This is a genomic window from Desulfurella amilsii, from assembly GCF_002119425.1.
GTDB lineage: Bacteria > Campylobacterota_A > Desulfurellia > Desulfurellales > Desulfurellaceae > Desulfurella > Desulfurella amilsii.
In genome coordinates, this window is the sequence record NZ_MDSU01000018.1 from 708,133 (window position 1) to 721,483 (window position 13,351).

Here is a 13,351-nt window from a genome sequence, read left to right on the forward strand (position 1 = left end):
ATGGATCTCAATATAATATGGTTTTTGCTAGTTGGGATACTAATTATTGGGTATGCTATTTTGGATGGCTTTGATTTGGGTGTAGGATCAGTTTACCTATTTGCAAAATTCAAAGAGCGCGATATTGCACGCAATTCCATTGCTCCTGTATGGGATGGCAATGAGGTTTGGCTAATAACCGGTGGAGGAGCTTTGTTTGCTGCATTTCCAATGGTATATGCTACAGCTTTTAGCGGTTTTTATTTAGCTTTGATTTTGCTTTTATTTGCGCTTATATTTAGGGCTATATCACTAGAGCTTAGAAATAACTTTCAATCTGAATCAACAAAAACATTATTTGACTGGGTATTTTCTATATCAAGTATAGTTGCAATAGTCCTTTTTGGTGTTGCTGTAGGTAATGTGTTGTCCGGTTTAAATGTAGACAAAAGTGGCAATTATGTAGGTACTTTTTTTGATCTTTTAAACCCATATTCAATTTTAGTGGGTGTTTTGGCTTTTTTTATGTTGTCTTATCAAGGCACTGTGTGGTTATTTTTAAAAACAGAAGATGAATTCCAGCAAAAAGTCAAGAATTGGGCAAAAATTTACTGGAGTGGCTATCTTATTTTGTTTGTAATTTGCACGCTTTTAACCTACGTCTTGCACAAAAATTTATTCCACAATTACTTAGCTCACCCATTAATGCTTGTCGTACCGCTTCTTGCGCTTATATTTATGCTTGCATCAATCATCAGAATTCAAAAAAATCAAGCACTTTGCGCAATTATAGCAAGCTCCCTATCAATCGCAATGGTTATTCTAACTGCTTACTTAAGTCTTTTCCCTAACCTAATAATTGCCAAAAATCCCGCATATAGCCTTAATATTTACAACGCAGCTTCCTCTCAATTAACACTTGAAACTATGCTCATCATAGCACTTATTGGCATGCCTATAGTATTGATTTATACGATATATTCGTATAGAGTATTTCATGGCAAAACAAAAATTGAAGAAGGCTATTGATTAGCACTTCCGTGCAAGGGTTGAGTTTATCTCAACCCTATTTGTAAATCAAGGAGGTTTTTTGGTGGACAGACAAGAAGCTTATAATTTGCTGTGTGAATACACAAAATCAGAATCACTAATAAAACACGCTTTGGCAGTAGAACAAGCCATGAGATCTTATGCGCAAAAATTTGGCGAAGATGAAAACAAATGGGCAATGGTTGGCCTTCTGCATGATTTTGATTACGAACAATACCCAACTATGCAGGATCATCCATACAAAGGTGCAGAGATTTTAAGACAAAAAGGCTACCCAGAAGATATTGTTAAAGCAATACTGTCGCATGCAAGCTATACTAATGTTGAAAGAGACACGCTAATGGCTAAAACACTATTTGCCGTAGATGAGTTAAGTGGATTCATTTTGGCTTGTGCTTATGTAATGCCGGATAAAAAAATTGCCAGTCTATCTGTAAAAAGCGTTAAAAAGAAGCTTAAGGATAAAGCGTTTGCGCGAAGCGTTAGCAGAAAAGGCATAAACGATTCCATAATAGAGTTAGATATTGATTTAGACGAACACATAGATTTTCTAATAAAATCGCTAAGCAAGATCGCTGATAAATTAGGTGTGTAAATTAGACGATTTAGAAATAAAAATTTTAAAGTACCATAAACAAAAAGGGTGTGATTATTCCAAATCTTTAGCCAAAGAATTAAATATAAAACTATGCGAAGCGTTTATGGTACACAAAAAACTACTTTCTTTAGGATATTTAGAAAAAGTTAGCTCAAGACTTACAAAATATAAAGTAAATAATAAAACAAAAATCATTAAACATAGAAACCATACCTACTACCAGCTTAGCCAAAACGGTAAACAGTTTCTAAAAGATTTAATAAGCTAGTATTTTATTGACAAAAATTACCAAATTTAGTAAAAATAAAGGTTGACATTAAAAGGAGGCAGTGTATGTTTGCTGTAGTCGAAACTGGTTCAAAACAATATATTGTGAAAGAAGGGGATATTTTAAGAGTAGAAAAACTAAATGTTGCAAAAGGCGATGAAATTGAGTTTGATAAAGTTATTATGGTAGATGACAAAATTGGAAATCCCTATGTTGAAAATGCAAAAGTAAAAGGTACGGTCATCGCTCAAGGCAAAGCAAAAAAAATCATTGTTTTTAAGTTTAAAAGAAGAAAGGGATTTAAGAAAAAAATTGGTCACAGGCAACACTTTACGCAAGTAAAAATTACACAGATTTTAGCGTAAATTAACAAAAAAGCAAAAAGGGGGCATTATATGGCACATAAAAAAGGCCTTGGCAGCAGCAAAAACGGAAGAGATTCGATCGGCAAAAGGCTTGGCGTAAAAAGATCTGATGGACAGTTCGTAAACGCAGGTGAGATAATTGTAAGACAAAGAGGTAGTCACTTTCATCCTGGACTAAATACTAAATTGGGCAAAGACTACACATTGTTTGCCCTTGCAAGCGGAACAGTCAAGTTTGGCGAAAAATTAGGAAAAAAAATAATTAGCGTAATAGCCTAAATAAGATGTTCATAGATTATGCCAAAATTACCATAAAATCAGGAAATGGTGGCGATGGTTGTGTAAGCTTTAGGAGGGAAAAATTTATTCCCAAAGGCGGGCCAGATGGTGGTAATGGCGGCAGAGGCGGAGATGTAGTATTTAAAGCTACAAAGCATGAAAACACTCTATTAAAGTTCCGCTTTCAAAAGTTCTTTATTGCCCAAAATGGCCAAAATGGATCTTCAAATAATAAAACAGGCAGAAATGGTACAGATATTATAATAGAAGTGCCAGTAGGCACAGTGATAAAAGAAAATCAAAGCAATGTTTTAGCTGATCTAGATGCAGATCAAAAAGAGTTTATAGTTAGTTTTGGGGGTGCTGGCGGTAAAGGCAACGCCCACTTTGCAACTTCCACAAACCAAACACCCAAACTTGCAACAAAAGGGAAAAAAACGCAAGAACAAGAAATCATCTTAGAGTTAAAACTCATTGCCGATGTGGGCCTTGTAGGTTTTCCAAATGCTGGAAAATCAAGTTTGCTGCAAGCAATCTCCAACGCAACACCTCAAGTAGCTAACTACCCATTTACAACACTTACACCACATTTGGGGTATGTATCGCACAATGATAAAGAGTTTGTGGTAGCAGATATACCTGGACTAATCGAAGGTGCAAGTCAAGGCAAAGGAATGGGCGTTAGGTTTTTGCGCCATATTGAGCGAACCAAGATTTTAATCTTTATTTTAGATATCACAGATAACCCAAAAGAGCATTTTGAAGTTTTAATAAAGGAACTTAAATCTTACGGGCTTGATTTACAAAGCAAAAAATTTGCAATTGCTTTAAATAAAATTGACCTTATCGATAAGATTAACAAAGAAACCTACAAAAAACAATTTAACCCACACAACGTTTACTTTATCAGTGCGCTTAAAAAAACTAATCTCAAGGAGCTTCTTGATTGGATAAACAAGAATATTTAGATTTTAGCAAATATAACAGAATAGTAATAAAAGTTGGCAGTGCAATAATTACTAATAATTACGATATAGACGAAGATAAGATTAACCAGATAGCTCAAGATGTTTATTATTTAAACAAACAAAATAAAGAAGTGCTTATCGTTTCAAGCGGTGCCGTAGCTTGCGGTATGAAAGTATTAAATATCAAGAAAAAACCAGATAGTATTCCTCTAAGACAAGCACTAGCCAGTATTGGTCAACCTTACCTTATGAGCATATATGCAAAAGCATTTGCACGGTATTCAATCAATACATCACAAGTATTGATAAGCATTGAAGATATTTTGAGCAGAAAACGCTTTTTAAATGCAAAAAATACATTTGAAGCCCTTTTCGGTTTGAAAGTAGTCCCTATAGTAAATGAAAACGATTCTGTTGCCATTAAAGAACTAATGTTTGGTGACAACGATAGCCTTTCTTCACACATTTTAAATCTTATAGAAGGAAATTTACTTATTATACTAACGGATGTAGATGGCGTTTACAATAAAGATCCAAAATTATACAAAGATAGCACACTTATAGAAATTGTTACACAAGAAGAAACTTGGCTAAAAAGCTTAAAAGGCAAAAGCAAACTTGGAGAAGGCGGTATCTCAAGCAAAATAAAATCCGCATTTATTGCTTCACAAGGTGGAAAAACTGCTGTAATAACAAACGGAAAAAGACAAAACCCCATTAAAAGCCTAATTTTCGACAAAGCTTTTCCCAAAACAATTTTTTTGCCCAACGATTACGTTAAATCAAAGGTGTATTGGATTAACAACTGTCTAAGCTTAGGCAAACTCTACATTGATAATGGAGCATTCGAAAGTATAAAAAACCGCAAAGGATTATTAGCAAAAGGCATAAAAACCATTGAAGGTTCATTTTCTAAAGGCAATGTCGTTGATATTGTATTTGAAAATAAACGTGTAGCCAAAGGCATTGTTAACTACGACTCAACTGATATTGAAAAAATAAAAGGTATTCACTCAAGCCAGATTAGTTCTATATTAGGTTATAAAGCTCAAGCCGATGTAATAAGTACAGATAATATAATATTAGTAAACGCTGACAAAGGGGAGCCGTATGCAAAACTACATTGAAAACTTGTGCAAAAAAGCAAAAAAAGCCTCACAAATTCAGTTAAGCGAAAAAAACATCAATGCTGTTTTAGAAGCAGTTGCAAATAGTATTGAAAGAAATAAAAACCAGATTATAGAAGAAAACCGCAAAGATATAGAAGCAAGCAATTTATCAAAAGCATTGATAGATAGACTTACTTTGAATGAAAAAAGAATAGAGTCTATAATTGAATCGCTAAACACCATAAAAAACCTAAAAAGCCCTGTAGGAGAAGTTATAAAAGGCTGGAAATTAAAAAATGACCTTGAAATAGAAAAGGTACGTGTGCCTATAGGTACAATTGCTATAATATACGAAGCAAGGCCTAATGTAACTGTTGATGCATTTGCCCTTTGTTTTAAAAGTTCAAATGCCTGCGTGCTAAGAGGCGGTAAAGAAGCATTTAATACAAACAAATATTTAAGCACACTCATTAGAGATACGCTGGAAACTTTTAATATTAACCCTGATTTTTTGACTTTTATCGACAAAACAGACAGAGAAGCAATCAACCATCTCATTAAAATGGACAAGTATATAGATTTACTAATACCAAGAGGCGGAGAATCTTTAATTACCCACATCTCTTACAATGCCACAGTACCCGTAATACAACACTACAAGGGCTTGTGTCACCTGTATATTGATGAGAGTGCAAATATCGACATGGCAATTGAAATTGCAAACAACGCAAAAGTCCAAAGACCGTCTGTTTGTAATGCTATAGAGACTTTACTTGTTCACAAAAACATTGCAAAAAGTTATTTGCCGCTTTTGGCAAAAAAATTTGAAAGTATTATAGAACTTAGAGGTTGTGAAGAAACACTAAAAATTCTACCTTATGTTAAAAAAGCAACGCAAAAAGATTGGCAAACAGAATACTTAGATTACATTCTGTCAGTTAAAATTGTAAATAACATAGATGAAGCCATAGAACATATAAATCAATATGGATCAAGGCACTCAGAAGCTATCGTTACACAAAATTATGCAAATACTGAGACTTTTTTAAACAAAGTTGACGCGGCTTGCGTTTATGTAAATGCCTCAACACGTTTTAGTGATGGTGGAGAATTTGGTTTTGGAGCCGAAATTGGCATTAGTACTTCAAAATTGCATGCAAGAGGCCCAATGGCACTAGAAGAGCTTACAACGTATAAGTACAAAATTAGAGGAAATGGTCAAATTAGGCAATGAGAGTGGCTTTTTTTGGTGGCACTTTTAATCCCATACATATTGGCCATTTAATCAGTGCAATTGAAATAAAAGAGTATTTTTTTATTGATAAATTTGTGTTTATACCAACTGGTGTTCCGCCTCACAAAAAAAACATTGCTTTAAGCGCAAAAAACAGATACGATATGGTAGCTTTAAGTATAGCTGGACTCGGAGGGTTTGAAGTAAGCGATATAGAAATAAACTCAAAAGAAATAAGTTATACTGTAGATACGATAGATTTGCTTAAAAAACAATACAAAGACAATGAGTTATTTTACTGCATTGGAGCAGATGCTTTTTTGGATATTGATACATGGAAAGGCTACAAAGAGTTATTAAATAAAATTACTTTTATAATCATAACAAGACCAAAATACAGCATAGAGCAAATAAAATTAAAATACCATTGGTTAAAGTTTATAGAAGCAAGAAAAATGGCAAAATATCCCCCAAGAAAACTAAGTGCTTATATTTATTACAGAAAAATAGATATATCATCAAGTCAGATTCGCCGACGCGTTAAAGAACACAAAACCATCAGATATTTCGTCCCGTATAATGTGGAAAAAATGATTTTAGAAAAGGGGTTTTATTTAAATGAATGAAATTTTAAACATTCTGTGCGAAAAAAAAATTGAAAATATCAAAATCATTGATATGAGAAAAAACCAGGTTCTATTTGATTATTTTATTATTGGAATAAGCGACTCTTTGAATCAATCGCTAGCTTGCATTGATGAACTTGACAAATTAAACACCATTAACCATGTTGAAAGTGATGAAAAAGGCGACTGGATACTTATAGATTGTGGATCAACTATTATACACTTATTTAGCGATTCCAAAAGAAAAGAGATTGATCTAGAGTATTTGTGGAAAGATATGCCCATCCATACTTTTGAATGCAAGTAAAGTTTATTTTTGTTGGAAAAAAATTTGAGCTTGATAGGTTTTGTCAAGAGTACATAAAACGTATGAAGGTTTTTTGTGATGTTGAAACCTTATATATAAAATCCTCAACACCAAAGTCCGAAGCACTTGTAACACAAAAAAAGATTAAATCTGACGATTTTGTTTTTGTACTTGATGAGAATGGTAAGCAATTAAACTCTTTTGAACTTGCAAAACTCATAGAAACAATCAACAAACCACTTGTATTTGTGGTTGGCGGTGCATTTGGTATAGACAAAGAAGCGTTTAAAAAAAAATTTTCCCTTTCTCTATCAAAGCTTACACTGCCTCATGCAATAGCAAGGTTAATTATATGTGAAAGTGTTTATAGAAGTTTTACAATCATAAACCATTTACCTTACCATAAAGAATGATATACTGGGTAAAAACTCTATCTCAAACAAAAAAAATAGCAAAAGAATTTGCACAAAACATAAAAAACGCTAAACGGCTGATAATCTTTTTACAAGGGGATTTAGGCACGGGCAAAACAACTTTTGTACGTTTTGTTTTATATTATTTAGGCATAAAAGATTTTAGAGGTAGTCCATCATTTTCTATAGCAAACGAGTACTTGCTAAATGATAAAAAGATTATACACATGGATTTGTATAGGGTTGAAACAAAAGAATCGCTCTTAAATATGGGAATCTGCGAGTATTTTGAAGAAAATGCAATTTTTTTTGTAGAATGGCCGAATTTACTTGAAATAAAACCAGATATTATGATAAAATTTATTTTAACAAATACACAAAGGAGCATGGAAATTGATTGGGGCTCAAACTAATCTATATGCAATTATTGGTAAACCCATAAAACACAGTTTGTCTCCTAAACTTCATAATTCTATGTTTGAAAAATACAATATTGATGCAGTTTATGTAGCCTTTGAAGTAAATAACCTAAAACAAGCCATAGAAGGTATAAGGGGACTTGGCATTAAAGGCATTAACATCACACTACCTTTTAAAAATGAAGCAATTCAACTTGTAGACTATCTAGACCAAGAGGCAAAGATTATAGGCTCAATCAATACTATAAAAAATTTAAACGGCGAGCTTTTTGGATTTAACACAGACTATTTAGGTTTTTTTGAAACTATTAAAGATACAGATTGCTCAAAAAATATATGCATCTTAGGCGCAGGAGGAGCATCAAGTGCTTGCATTTACGCATTTTACAAAAAAGGCGTCAAAACACTTAATATCTACAACAGGACATTTAAGAATGCATTCAAACTAAAAGAACGCTTCAGCGATTTAATTACTTTAAATATTATTGAAAAAAAAGATGTATATAAAAGCGAAATTATTGTTAATACCACATCTGTTAGCTTATCGGAAAATGAGTTTGTGCTGGATTTGAATTTATTAAACAAAAATACACTATTGGTTGATATTGTATATAATTCGCCGCTTATAAAACATGCTAAAGCGTTTGGTATAAATGGCATAGATGGCAATAGAATGTTTGTTTATCAAGCATACTGGGCATTCAAAATCTGGACTGGTATAGAGTTTGACATAAATTACGCATTTGAGGTTATAAATGGTAACCACTAGCCGACAATTGCTTGGCACAATGCTTTTATATGAAAACAAAATCACTCAAGAACAGCTTGACAAGGCCCTACAAAAACAAGCTCAAACAGGTGAAATGCTTGGCAAAATACTCATAGAAGAGCATTTAGTAACTGAAGATGAACTTGTAGAATTTTTATCAAAAAAATATGGCATAGAAACGACTGACCTTTCAAAAATACAGCCGCAAAAAGAAGCTATAAACTCAATACCCAGTGAAGTTGCGCGGAAGCATCGTGTGTTTCCATTCTCGATAGAAAACAATACTTTAAAAGTGGCTTTATGCAGTGTAGAGAATGTTTTTTTGATTGATGAATTGAGGTTTCTTACTGGAAAGAAAATATCAATTTACCTTGTCAAAGAAAGCCAAATAAACGAATATCTCATAAGGTACTACGGCACAAGCAAAGAATTAGAGGTGCTTGTTAGAAATGTAACAGAAAGTATTGATAGCCTTGATAACTCAATAGAGCAAATAGAAAGTCTTGATTTTGATGAAACTTCAAATATAGACGATGCGCCTATTATAAAACTTGCAAACAGCATACTTGAATCTGCAGTCAAAGAAGGAGCATCTGATATTCACTTAGAGCCGTACGAAAATACATTCAGGGTTAGGTTTAGAATTGACGGCAAGGCAAAGACTGTCAATACACCACCAAAAACAATTGCTCCAAATCTTATAACACGCTTTAAGATAATGGCAAAACTCAACATTGCAGAAAAGCGCCTTCCGCAGGATGGAAGGATTAGAATACGAGCCTTTGGCAAACTTATTGATTTAAGAGTTTCAACTGTCCCTACTGTATTTGGAGAAAAGCTTGTTATGAGGCTACTTGACAGGGAAAACATAAAAGTTTCGCTAGACAACATAAATATGAGGCCAACCGACTTACAACGCTTCAAACACGCAATAAGCTTACCCAATGGCGTCGTTATAGTTACAGGCCCAACAGGATCTGGTAAATCCACCACGCTATATGCAGCCTTAAATGAACTAAATAAAGAGGATAGAAACATAATGTCCGTTGAGGATCCCGTAGAGTATAACTTAGAAGGTATAAACCAGGTACAGGTAAAAGAAGACATAGGGTTGACGTTCAGTAGTGTCTTGCGCTCATTTTTAAGGCAAGATCCAGACATAATTATGGTAGGTGAAATAAGAGATACTCAAACAGCAGAAATTGCAGTTCGAGCCGCTCTTACTGGCCACTTAGTTTTATCCACTTTGCATACAAATGATTCTGTATCAGCAATTACTAGGCTTATAGATATGGGTATAGATGGGTATTTGATTGCAAGTTCCCTAAGGTTGGTTTTAGCACAAAGATTGGTTAGAAAAATATGCACTCACTGCAGGCAACCTATCAATTTACCCAAAGAAATCTTATTAAAAGCAGGTTTTGACAAAGCAGATTTAGACGATATAAGGCTTTTTAAAGGCAAGGGCTGTTCACACTGCTTAGACACTGGCTACAAGGGTAGAATGGCTATATTTGAAGTACTACACATAAGCGAAGATATAAGGGAAATGATAATTGAAAACAAAGATGAAAACACAATCAGACAAAAAGCACTTCAAGAAGGTATGCTTACACTAAAACAAGATGGATTACAAAAAGTAAAACAAGGCATAACCACGCTTGAAGAGGTTTTAAGCGCAGCTATAAACTAAGAGAGGTAGCCTATGAAACCAAAAGATTTGGTTGAACTCCTAAGGTATATTTGCTCAATCAAAGCAAGCGATTTGCATATAACGGTGGGCTCTCCCCCACGGGCAAGGATTAACGGTGATCTTGTGAATTTAGAATATGATACACTATTGCCCACAGATACAAGGGATTTATGCTATAGCGTTATGAATGAGCTAAACAGGAAGCGGTTTGAAGAAAATTTTGATGTTGATTTTTCCTTTGGCGTGCCAGAATTAGCTCGATTCAGGGCAAATGTATTTATGCAAAGAGGCTCAGTTGCAGGTGCCTTTAGGATAATACCTCAAGAAATACCTGATTTCAACACTTTGGGCTTGGCACCAATTGTAAAGGAATTTGCAAATCTGCCAAAAGGCTTGGTTTTGATTACCGGCCCAACGGGTTCTGGTAAATCCACCACACTTGCTTCACTGCTAAACTTAATCAATAAATCTAGACCAGTGCATATTATAACACTTGAAGATCCTATCGAGTTTACTTACAAACACGATAGAGCGCTTGTCAATCAAAGAGAAATTGGCACAGATGCGTCAAGTTTTGCGCAAGGCCTAAAACACATCATGCGACAAGATCCAGATGTTATACTAATTGGTGAGATGAGGGATGCAGAAACAATAGGAACTGCTTTGACTGTTGCAGAAACTGGCCATTTAGTATTTGCTACGCTTCACACAAACTCAGCTGCAGAAACCATCACAAGAATTGTAGATGTATTCCCAGCATCACAACAAGAACAAATTAGAGTTCAGCTTTCTACATCACTTCAAGGCATAGTAACACAAAGCCTATTAAAGAAAAAAGACAACTCAGGCAGAGTGGTAGCGGTAGAAATCTTAATACCAAACTCTGCTATAAGAAACCTAATTAGAGAAAACAAAATACCCCAAATTTACTCAACAATGCAAATAGGTCAGGATAAAACGGGTATGAAGATATTTAACCAATCATTATTTGAACTTTACTCTAAAGGCTTGATTTCTTACAATGAAGCGCTAAATACTTCTTTAAATAAAGACGAACTTAAAAACATGATGGATAGAATAAAAATTAATATGAGAGGTTAAAATGGCGTATTTTAGGTGGAAAGGCACCATAAATAATGTGAAGCGAAAAGGCGAAGTTACGGCAGGCAGCAAAGAAGACGCTATAATAAAGTTAAAAAAGCAAAATATCAATGTTTTGTCAATAAAACAGTCAGCGCCACCAATTGAGCTAGATTTTTTAAACAATGCTAAACCAAAAGATATTATGATTATGACAAAGCAACTCTCTATAATGTTAAACGCCGGTATTCCTATAGTTTCAGCATTCAACATCCTTATTGAACAGATAAAAAACCCTAAATTAAAAAAAATTATAAGAAACATAAAAGAAAATATTGAAGCCGGCTCTTCTTTTTCTAATGCGCTAAGAGAACACAAAGATATATTTTCGGACTTATACATAAATATGGTGGAGTCAGGTGAAGCAAGTGGTAACTTGGATGTTGTACTGCAAAGACTTGTGATTACTATGGAAAAAGATCTAGAACTCAAACGCAAACTCAAAGGCGCTTTGATTTACCCCACTATGGTTAGCATAGTAGCCGTTGGTGTTATTGCTTTAATATTAACATTCGTAATACCTACATTTAGCAAAATGTATGCAGACAGCGGTATGCAATTACCATTACTAACTCGCATGGTAATTGGAGCAAGCAATTTTTTAAGAGACTATATAATAATTATACTTCTAATTATTGCTATCATTATTGGCGCTTTTGTTATTGCAAAAAAGAAAAGTATCAAGTTTAGGACATATATAGACTCTGTCTTGCTTAAGCTGCCTTTGCTTGGTACACTTATACTAAAAACATCGATTGCGCGCTTTTCTTCAATTTTATCAATGCTTACCTCAGGTGGTGTGAGCATTCTTGAAGCCATAGATATTGGTGCAAAAACCTCTGGCAACCTTATTATAGAAAATGCTTTAAACAAAGTAAAAGAATCGGTAAAAGAAGGATCTAATCTATCAGAACCTATATCAAAAGCAGGGATTTTCCCAGATATGGTATCTCAAATGATCTCGGTTGGCGAAGAAACTGGAAAGTTAGAAGACATGCTTGTTAAAGTATCCCAATATTATGAAGAAGAAGTAGACAACAGTGTTAAAAATCTAACAACAATGCTAGAGCCTATAATAATAGTATTTTTAGGTGTCATAGTAGGAACGCTTGTTATAGCAATGTATTTACCAATATTTAAAATGGGACAGGCAATCAAGGGCGGATAGCAAAAGTGCTTAAATAACGCGTCAAGCTATCACACACAACAAAAACTATATTTTTATCCCTAAACTCTTGCGTTTTTGCCAATCTGCAAGCTACTGCAAAATTTGCACCACTTGATATGCCTGCTAAAATCCCTTCTTTTTGGGATAGATATTTGCTATACTCTATGGCTTCTTCATCTTCTACTAGCTCAACCCTATCAATAAGACCTAAATCCAGATTTCCCGGTACAAAACCTGCCCCAATGCCCTGGATTGAATGGGGCTTTGGAGTATAGTCAATGTTTTTTAAAAAAGAGCTTATAGCTGGGCTATTTTGTGGCTCAACAGCTACACTAATACAATCTTTTTTAACTTTTTTTAAAAATCTTGAAACACCGGTTATCGTCCCGCCTGTGCCCACGACGCTTACAAAAACATCAATATTGCCATTTAAAGCGTTGAATATTTCTGGGCCCGTAGTTTGTTCATGGGCTTTAGGGTTTGATGGGTTGTTAAACTGGTCTGGCATAAAAAATTTATCAGAGGCCTTTAGAAGCTCATTTGCCTTATCAATCGAACCTTTCGTGCCCAATTTAGCGCTTGTTAAAATTACTTTTGCGCCGAATAACTCCATTAGAGCAATGCGTTCTTTACTCATTGATTCTGGCATTACGGTATTTACACCAAAGCCAAACACCCTACCTAAAAACGATAGTGCAATACCGGTGTTACCGCTTGTTGGCTCAATTATTTGCATCCCTTGTTTTAGTTTGCCGCTATCGATAGCATCTTTAATCATAAAATATGCCGCTCTATCTTTTACAGAAAAAGTTGGGTTTTTTGTTTCAAGTTTCGCAAAAAGCCTAGCATTTGTATCAAATTTAACGTTTAGCTCTACTAATGGCGTTTTCCCCAACGTCTCAATGATTTTCATTTTTCCCCCTATACTTTTAATAATTTTATCATTTGCTGGCCTTTATGTCAAAA

17 protein-coding genes are annotated in these 13,351 nt (G+C 34.3%); 16 read left to right on the forward strand and 1 reads right to left on the reverse strand.

The annotated features are described in order from the left end of the window. From cydB to DESAMIL20_RS07180, 16 genes are all read left to right on the forward strand, one after another. A complete protein-coding gene (gene cydB, locus DESAMIL20_RS07105) occupies positions 1-1,008 on the forward strand; it encodes a cytochrome d ubiquinol oxidase subunit II (protein WP_086034129.1) in 1,008 nt (335 codons plus the stop codon). Between the two features lie 61 nt (positions 1,009-1,069). Beyond that, positions 1,070-1,624, forward strand: a complete 555-nt coding sequence (locus DESAMIL20_RS07110) for an HD domain-containing protein (RefSeq protein WP_409212526.1) — start codon at positions 1,070-1,072, stop codon at positions 1,622-1,624. After that, positions 1,617-1,895 (forward strand): DUF2250 domain-containing protein, encoded by a 279-nt coding sequence (locus DESAMIL20_RS07115; RefSeq protein WP_086034132.1) that lies wholly within the window; start codon positions 1,617-1,619, stop codon positions 1,893-1,895. Before DESAMIL20_RS07110 ends, DESAMIL20_RS07115 begins: the two co-directional genes overlap by 8 nt. A 65-nt stretch (positions 1,896-1,960) precedes the next feature. After that, positions 1,961-2,260: a 50S ribosomal protein L21 gene (gene rplU, locus DESAMIL20_RS07120; RefSeq protein ID WP_086034134.1), complete on the forward strand. Its 300-nt coding sequence runs from the start codon at positions 1,961-1,963 to the stop codon at positions 2,258-2,260. A 30-nt stretch (positions 2,261-2,290) separates the two neighbouring features. Beyond that, positions 2,291-2,539 (forward strand): 50S ribosomal protein L27, encoded by a 249-nt coding sequence (rpmA, locus tag DESAMIL20_RS07125; RefSeq protein ID WP_086034135.1) that lies wholly within the window; start codon positions 2,291-2,293, stop codon positions 2,537-2,539. 5 nt (positions 2,540-2,544) lie between these two features. Beyond that, entirely contained in the window at positions 2,545-3,507 is a 963-nt protein-coding gene (gene obgE / locus DESAMIL20_RS07130; protein WP_086034733.1) for a GTPase ObgE, read from the forward strand. Next, on the forward strand, positions 3,486-4,634 hold the full coding sequence (gene proB, locus DESAMIL20_RS07135) for a glutamate 5-kinase (RefSeq protein ID WP_086034137.1): 1,149 nt from the start codon (positions 3,486-3,488) through the stop codon (positions 4,632-4,634). The genes obgE and proB overlap by 22 nt, the downstream gene beginning before the upstream one ends. Next, positions 4,618-5,850, forward strand: coding sequence for a glutamate-5-semialdehyde dehydrogenase (locus DESAMIL20_RS07140; protein WP_086034139.1), 1,233 nt, complete (start codon positions 4,618-4,620; stop codon positions 5,848-5,850). The genes proB and DESAMIL20_RS07140 overlap by 17 nt, the downstream gene beginning before the upstream one ends. Then, entirely contained in the window at positions 5,847-6,476 is a 630-nt protein-coding gene (gene nadD, locus DESAMIL20_RS07145; RefSeq protein WP_086034141.1) for a nicotinate-nucleotide adenylyltransferase, read from the forward strand. The genes DESAMIL20_RS07140 and nadD overlap by 4 nt, the downstream gene beginning before the upstream one ends. Beyond that, positions 6,469-6,783 carry a ribosome silencing factor gene (rsfS, locus tag DESAMIL20_RS07150; protein ID WP_086034143.1) on the forward strand — a complete coding sequence of 105 codons (315 nt, stop codon included), beginning with the start codon at positions 6,469-6,471 and terminating at the stop codon, positions 6,781-6,783. The genes nadD and rsfS overlap by 8 nt, the downstream gene beginning before the upstream one ends. Further along, entirely contained in the window at positions 6,774-7,196 is a 423-nt protein-coding gene (locus DESAMIL20_RS07155) for a 23S rRNA (pseudouridine(1915)-N(3))-methyltransferase RlmH (RefSeq protein ID WP_086034144.1), read from the forward strand. The genes rsfS and DESAMIL20_RS07155 overlap by 10 nt, the downstream gene beginning before the upstream one ends. Beyond that, positions 7,193-7,609 carry a tRNA (adenosine(37)-N6)-threonylcarbamoyltransferase complex ATPase subunit type 1 TsaE gene (gene tsaE / locus DESAMIL20_RS07160; protein ID WP_086034145.1) on the forward strand — a complete coding sequence of 139 codons (417 nt, stop codon included), beginning with the start codon at positions 7,193-7,195 and terminating at the stop codon, positions 7,607-7,609. Before DESAMIL20_RS07155 ends, tsaE begins: the two co-directional genes overlap by 4 nt. Further along, positions 7,590-8,384, forward strand: coding sequence for a shikimate dehydrogenase (gene aroE, locus DESAMIL20_RS07165; RefSeq protein WP_158090553.1), 795 nt, complete (start codon positions 7,590-7,592; stop codon positions 8,382-8,384). The genes tsaE and aroE overlap by 20 nt, the downstream gene beginning before the upstream one ends. Continuing rightward, positions 8,371-10,077: a type IV-A pilus assembly ATPase PilB gene (gene pilB, locus DESAMIL20_RS07170; protein ID WP_086034149.1), complete on the forward strand. Its 1,707-nt coding sequence runs from the start codon at positions 8,371-8,373 to the stop codon at positions 10,075-10,077. Before aroE ends, pilB begins: the two co-directional genes overlap by 14 nt. 12 nt (positions 10,078-10,089) lie before the next feature. Further along, the gene (locus DESAMIL20_RS07175) at positions 10,090-11,178 is read left to right on the forward strand and encodes a type IV pilus twitching motility protein PilT (protein WP_086034151.1); all 1,089 of its coding nucleotides are present in this window, start codon (positions 10,090-10,092) and stop codon (positions 11,176-11,178) included. Between the two features lies 1 nt (position 11,179). Next, positions 11,180-12,385, forward strand: coding sequence for a type II secretion system F family protein (locus DESAMIL20_RS07180; protein WP_086034152.1), 1,206 nt, complete (start codon positions 11,180-11,182; stop codon positions 12,383-12,385). Here DESAMIL20_RS07180 and cysK read toward each other — a convergent pair. Then, positions 12,372-13,298, reverse strand: a complete 927-nt coding sequence (cysK, locus tag DESAMIL20_RS07185; RefSeq protein ID WP_086034154.1) for a cysteine synthase A — start codon at positions 13,296-13,298, stop codon at positions 12,372-12,374. The genes DESAMIL20_RS07180 and cysK overlap by 14 nt on opposite strands. Positions 13,299-13,351 lie beyond the last annotated feature (53 nt).

Bases quoted from the DNA above. Each gene is read 5' to 3' on its own strand.
- cydB (WP_086034129.1), top strand. From the start codon at position 1: ATGGATCTCAATATAATATGGTTTTTGCTAGTTGGGATACTAATTATT.
- rplU (WP_086034134.1), top strand. From the start codon at position 1,961: ATGTTTGCTGTAGTCGAAACTGGTTCAAAACAATATATTGTGAAAGAA.
- rpmA (WP_086034135.1), top strand. From the start codon at position 2,291: ATGGCACATAAAAAAGGCCTTGGCAGCAGCAAAAACGGAAGAGATTCG.
- obgE (WP_086034733.1), top strand. From the start codon at position 2,545: ATGTTCATAGATTATGCCAAAATTACCATAAAATCAGGAAATGGTGGC.
- DESAMIL20_RS07140 (WP_086034139.1), top strand. From the start codon at position 4,618: ATGCAAAACTACATTGAAAACTTGTGCAAAAAAGCAAAAAAAGCCTCA.
- nadD (WP_086034141.1), top strand. From the start codon at position 5,847: ATGAGAGTGGCTTTTTTTGGTGGCACTTTTAATCCCATACATATTGGC.
- rsfS (WP_086034143.1), top strand. From the start codon at position 6,469: ATGAATGAAATTTTAAACATTCTGTGCGAAAAAAAAATTGAAAATATC.
- DESAMIL20_RS07155 (WP_086034144.1), top strand. From the start codon at position 6,774: ATGCAAGTAAAGTTTATTTTTGTTGGAAAAAAATTTGAGCTTGATAGG.
- tsaE (WP_086034145.1), top strand. From the start codon at position 7,193: ATGATATACTGGGTAAAAACTCTATCTCAAACAAAAAAAATAGCAAAA.
- pilB (WP_086034149.1), top strand. From the start codon at position 8,371: ATGGTAACCACTAGCCGACAATTGCTTGGCACAATGCTTTTATATGAA.
- DESAMIL20_RS07175 (WP_086034151.1), top strand. From the start codon at position 10,090: ATGAAACCAAAAGATTTGGTTGAACTCCTAAGGTATATTTGCTCAATC.
- DESAMIL20_RS07180 (WP_086034152.1), top strand. From the start codon at position 11,180: ATGGCGTATTTTAGGTGGAAAGGCACCATAAATAATGTGAAGCGAAAA.
- cysK (WP_086034154.1), bottom strand. From the start codon at position 13,298: ATGAAAATCATTGAGACGTTGGGGAAAACGCCATTAGTAGAGCTAAAC.